Annotated in this window: 2 tRNA genes and 3 rRNA genes; all 5 read left to right on the top strand. The window is 50.4% G+C overall.

The annotated features are described in order from the left end of the window. Positions 1-11 precede the first annotated feature (11 nt). The 5 genes from BK137_RS21525 to rrf all read left to right on the top strand — a co-directional run bounded on the left by BK137_RS21525 (position 12) and on the right by rrf (position 5176). A tRNA-Pro gene (locus tag BK137_RS21525) sits at positions 12-88 on the top strand. 19 nt (positions 89-107) lie between these two features. Beyond that, positions 108-183: transfer RNA gene (locus BK137_RS21520), tRNA-Ala, on the top strand. A 147-nt stretch (positions 184-330) separates the two neighbouring features. Further along, a 16S ribosomal RNA gene (locus BK137_RS21515) occupies positions 331-1883 on the top strand. Between the two features lie 184 nt (positions 1884-2067). Continuing rightward, a 23S ribosomal RNA gene (locus BK137_RS21510) occupies positions 2068-4997 on the top strand. Positions 4998-5060: 63 nt separating this feature from the next. Then, positions 5061-5176: ribosomal RNA gene (rrf, locus tag BK137_RS21505) — 5S ribosomal RNA — on the top strand. The 16S, 23S and 5S rRNA genes sit together here with 2 tRNA genes alongside, the layout of an rRNA operon. Positions 5177-5217 lie beyond the last annotated feature (41 nt).

Genomic DNA, 5217 nt, shown 5'->3' with positions numbered 1-5217 from the left:
CGCGCCATTAACGGGAAGTAGCTCAGCTTGGTAGAGCACTTGGTTTGGGACCAAGGGGTCGCAGGTTCGAATCCTGTCTTCCCGACCATTATTACTTATACCCATACGGGGCCTTAGCTCAGCTGGGAGAGCGCCTGCCTTGCACGCAGGAGGTCAGCGGTTCGATCCCGCTAGGCTCCACCATATATATCTTATGAACCTTGAAAACTGAACATGCAAGACGTTAATCAATAAATGTTTTTGAACATCAACTCTGTTGGTGGATCAAAACAAAAATAGATATCATCTTCGGATGATACGCTAGCAAAGCTAATGAGCTTTCAAACTACTTTTATGGAGAGTTTGATCCTGGCTCAGGACGAACGCTGGCGGCGTGCCTAATACATGCAAGTCGAGCGAATGATGAAGAAGCTTGCTTCTTCTGATTTAGCGGCGGACGGGTGAGTAACACGTGGGCAACCTACCTAGTAGATTGGGATAACTCCGGGAAACCGGGGCTAATACCGAATAATCCATTTTGTCACATGGCAAAATGCTGAAAGGCGGTTTCGGCTGTCACTACTAGATGGGCCCGCGGTGCATTAGCTAGTTGGTGGGGTAACGGCCTACCAAGGCAACGATGCATAGCCGACCTGAGAGGGTGATCGGCCACATTGGGACTGAGACACGGCCCAAACTCCTACGGGAGGCAGCAGTAGGGAATCTTCCACAATGGACGAAAGTCTGATGGAGCAACGCCGCGTGAGTGATGAAGGTTTTCGGATCGTAAAACTCTGTTGTAAGGGAAGAACAAGTACGTTAGTAACTGAACGTACCTTGACGGTACCTTATTAGAAAGCCACGGCTAACTACGTGCCAGCAGCCGCGGTAATACGTAGGTGGCAAGCGTTGTCCGGATTTATTGGGCGTAAAGCGCGCGCAGGTGGTTTCTTAAGTCTGATGTGAAAGCCCACGGCTCAACCGTGGAGGGTCATTGGAAACTGGGAGACTTGAGTGCAGAAGAGGAAAGTGGAATTCCAAGTGTAGCGGTGAAATGCGTAGAGATTTGGAGGAACACCAGTGGCGAAGGCGACTTTCTGGTCTGTAACTGACACTGAGGCGCGAAAGCGTGGGGAGCAAACAGGATTAGATACCCTGGTAGTCCACGCCGTAAACGATGAGTGCTAAGTGTTAGGGGGTTTCCGCCCCTTAGTGCTGCAGCTAACGCATTAAGCACTCCGCCTGGGGAGTACGGCCGCAAGGTTGAAACTCAAAGGAATTGACGGGGGCCCGCACAAGCGGTGGAGCATGTGGTTTAATTCGAAGCAACGCGAAGAACCTTACCAGGTCTTGACATCCCAATGACCGCTCTAGAGATAGAGTTTTCCCTTCGGGGACATTGGTGACAGGTGGTGCATGGTTGTCGTCAGCTCGTGTCGTGAGATGTTGGGTTAAGTCCCGCAACGAGCGCAACCCTTGATCTTAGTTGCCATCATTTAGTTGGGCACTCTAAGGTGACTGCCGGTGACAAACCGGAGGAAGGTGGGGATGACGTCAAATCATCATGCCCCTTATGACCTGGGCTACACACGTGCTACAATGGACGATACAAAGAGTCGCTAACTCGCGAGGGTATGCTAATCTCATAAAATCGTTCTCAGTTCGGATTGTAGGCTGCAACTCGCCTACATGAAGCCGGAATCGCTAGTAATCGTGGATCAGCATGCCACGGTGAATACGTTCCCGGGCCTTGTACACACCGCCCGTCACACCACGAGAGTTTGTAACACCCGAAGTCGGTGAGGTAACCTTTATGGAGCCAGCCGCCGAAGGTGGGATAGATGATTGGGGTGAAGTCGTAACAAGGTAGCCGTATCGGAAGGTGCGGCTGGATCACCTCCTTTCTAAGGATAATTACGGAAACAGATCTTGGATCTGTCGATTAACGTCTTGCGTTCAGTTTTGAAGGCTCATTGTAAAATGATCTTCAAAACCTTGTTCTTTGAAAACTGGATAAAACGACATTGAAGCAAATTAAGTAACACATTTTTTATTATTAAGTTTTTTAGGCTTAATAACTAACTTTTAGGTTAAGTTATTAAGGGCGCATGGCGGATGCCTTGGCACTAGGAGCCGAAGAAGGACGGCACTAACACCGATATGCTTCGGGGAGCTGTAAGTGAGCTTTGATCCGGAGATTTCCGAATGGGGGAACCCACTGTTCGTAATGGAGCAGTATCTTGACGTGAATACATAGCGTCTTGATGGCAGACCCAGGGAACTGAAACATCTAAGTACCTGGAGGAAGAGAAAGAAAAATCGATTCCCTGAGTAGCGGCGAGCGAAACGGGAATAGCCCAAACCAAGAGGCTTGCCTCTTGGGGTTGTAGGACACTCTATATGGAGTTACAAAGGAATGAGTTAAACGAAGCGGTCTGGAAAGGCCCGCCAGAGCAGGTAACAGCCCTGTAGTTGAAAGTTCATTCTCTCTTGAGTGTATCCTGAGTACGGCGGAACACGTGAAATTCCGTCGGAATCTGGGAGGACCATCTCCCAAGGCTAAATACTACCTAGTGACCGATAGTGAACCAGTACCGTGAGGGAAAGGTGAAAAGCACCCCGGAAGGGGAGTGAAATAGATCCTGAAACCATGTGCCTACAAGTAGTTAGAGCCCGTTAATGGGTGATAGCGTGCCTTTTGTAGAATGAACCGGCGAGTTACGATTACATGCGAGGTTAAGTTTTAGAAGACGGAGCCGCAGCGAAAGCGAGTCTGAATAGGGCGAATGAGTATGTGGTTGTAGACCCGAAACCAGGTGATCTACCCATGTCCAGGGTGAAGGTAAGGTAACACTTACTGGAGGCCCGAACCCACGTACGTTGAAAAGTGCGGGGATGAGGTGTGGGTAGCGGAGAAATTCCAATCGAACCTGGAGATAGCTGGTTCTCTCCGAAATAGCTTTAGGGCTAGCCTCGTGATAAAGAATCCTGGAGGTAGAGCACTGTTTGAACTAGGGGTCCATCCCGGATTACCGAATTCAGACAAACTCCGAATGCCAGTGATTTATGCACGGGAGTCAGACTGCGAGTGATAAGATCCGTAGTCAAGAGGGAAACAGCCCAGACCACCAGCTAAGGTCCCAAAGTAATTGTTAAGTGGAAAAGGATGTGACGTTGCTTAGACAACCAGGATGTTGGCTCAGAAGCAGCCATCATTTAAAGAGTGCGTAATAGCTCACTGGTCGAGTGACGCTGCGCCGAAAATGTATCGGGGCTAAACAATTCACCGAAGCTGTGGATGGACATCTTAGATGTCCGTGGTAGGAGAGCGTTCTAAGTGCTGTGAAGTCAGACCGGAAGGACTGGTGGAGCGCTTAGAAGTGAGAATGCCGGTATGAGTAGCGAAAGACGGGTGAGAATCCCGTCCACCGAATGACTAAGGTTTCCTGAGGAAGGCTCGTCCGCTCAGGGTTAGTCGGGACCTAAGCCGAGGCCGATAGGCGTAGGCGATGGACAACAGGTTGATATTCCTGTACCACCTATTTACCATTTGAGCAATGGGGGGACGCAGTAGGATAGGGTAAGCATGCTGTTGGTTATGCATGTTCAAGCAGTGAGGCGTGAAATGAGGCAAATCCCATTTCTATAACGTTGAGCTGTGATGACGAGGACGTATGTCCGGAGTTCCTGATTTCACACTGCCAAGAAAAGCCTCTAGCGAGGTAAAAGGTGCCCGTACCGCAAACCGACACAGGTAGTCGAGGAGAGAATCCTAAGGTGTGCGAGAGAACTCTCGTTAAGGAACTCGGCAAAATGACCCCGTAACTTCGGGAGAAGGGGTGCTCTAGTAGGGTGAAAGCCCGAGAGAGCCGCAGTGAATAGGCCCAGGCGACTGTTTAGCAAAAACACAGGTCTCTGCAAAACCGTAAGGTGACGTATAGGGGCTGACGCCTGCCCGGTGCTGGAAGGTTAAGAGGAGTGCTTAGCGCAAGCGAAGGTGCGAATTGAAGCCCCAGTAAACGGCGGCCGTAACTATAACGGTCCTAAGGTAGCGAAATTCCTTGTCGGGTAAGTTCCGACCCGCACGAAAGGCGTAACGATCTGGGCACTGTCTCAACGAGAGACTCGGTGAAATTATAGTACCTGTGAAGATGCAGGTTACCCGCGACAGGACGGAAAGACCCCGTGGAGCTTTACTGTAGCCTGATATTGAATTTTGATACATCTTGTACAGGATAGGTAGGAGCCAGAGATTCCGGAGCGCCAGCTTCGGAGGAGGCGTTGGTGGGATACTACCCTAGATGTATTGAACTTCTAACCCATGCCCCTTAGCGGGGTAGGAGACAGTGTCAGGCGGGCAGTTTGACTGGGGCGGTCGCCTCCTAAAGAGTAACGGAGGCGCCCAAAGGTTCCCTCAGAATGGTTGGAAATCATTCGTAGAGTGTAAAGGCATAAGGGAGCTTGACTGCGAGACCTACAAGTCGAGCAGGGTCGAAAGACGGGCTTAGTGATCCGGTGGTTCCGCATGGAAGGGCCATCGCTCAACGGATAAAAGCTACCCCGGGGATAACAGGCTTATCTCCCCCAAGAGTCCACATCGACGGGGAGGTTTGGCACCTCGATGTCGGCTCATCGCATCCTGGGGCTGTAGTCGGTCCCAAGGGTTGGGCTGTTCGCCCATTAAAGCGGTACGCGAGCTGGGTTCAGAACGTCGTGAGACAGTTCGGTCCCTATCCGTCGTGGGCGTAGGAAATTTGAGAGGAGCTGTCCTTAGTACGAGAGGACCGGGATGGACACACCGCTGGTGTACCAGTTGTTCTGCCAAGGGCATCGCTGGGTAGCTATGTGTGGACGGGATAAGTGCTGAAAGCATCTAAGCATGAAGCCCCCCTCAAGATGAGATTTCCCATTACGCAAGTAAGTAAGATCCCTCAAAGACGATGAGGTAGATAGGTTCGAGGTGGAAGTGTGGCGACATACGGAGCTGACGAATACTAATAGATCGAGGACTTAACCAAATTTTACTTAACAAACTTCAATGTAATTTATCCAGTTTTGAGAGAACAAGTTCTCTAATATAGTCTAGTGATGATGGCAAAGAGGTCACACCCGTTCCCATGCCGAACACGGAAGTTAAGCTCTTTAGCGCCGATGGTAGTTGGGGGTTTCCCCCTGTGAGAGTAGGACGTTGCTAGGCACATCAAAGCACAGCTGATTTAATCAGTTGTGCTTTTTTAT

This window comes from Viridibacillus arenosi, assembly GCF_001955655.1.
Classification (GTDB): domain Bacteria; phylum Bacillota; class Bacilli; order Bacillales_A; family Planococcaceae; genus Viridibacillus; species Viridibacillus arenosi.
The sequence above is the reverse complement of the archived record's forward strand: the minus strand, read 5'-3'. Positions and strand labels throughout refer to the sequence as shown.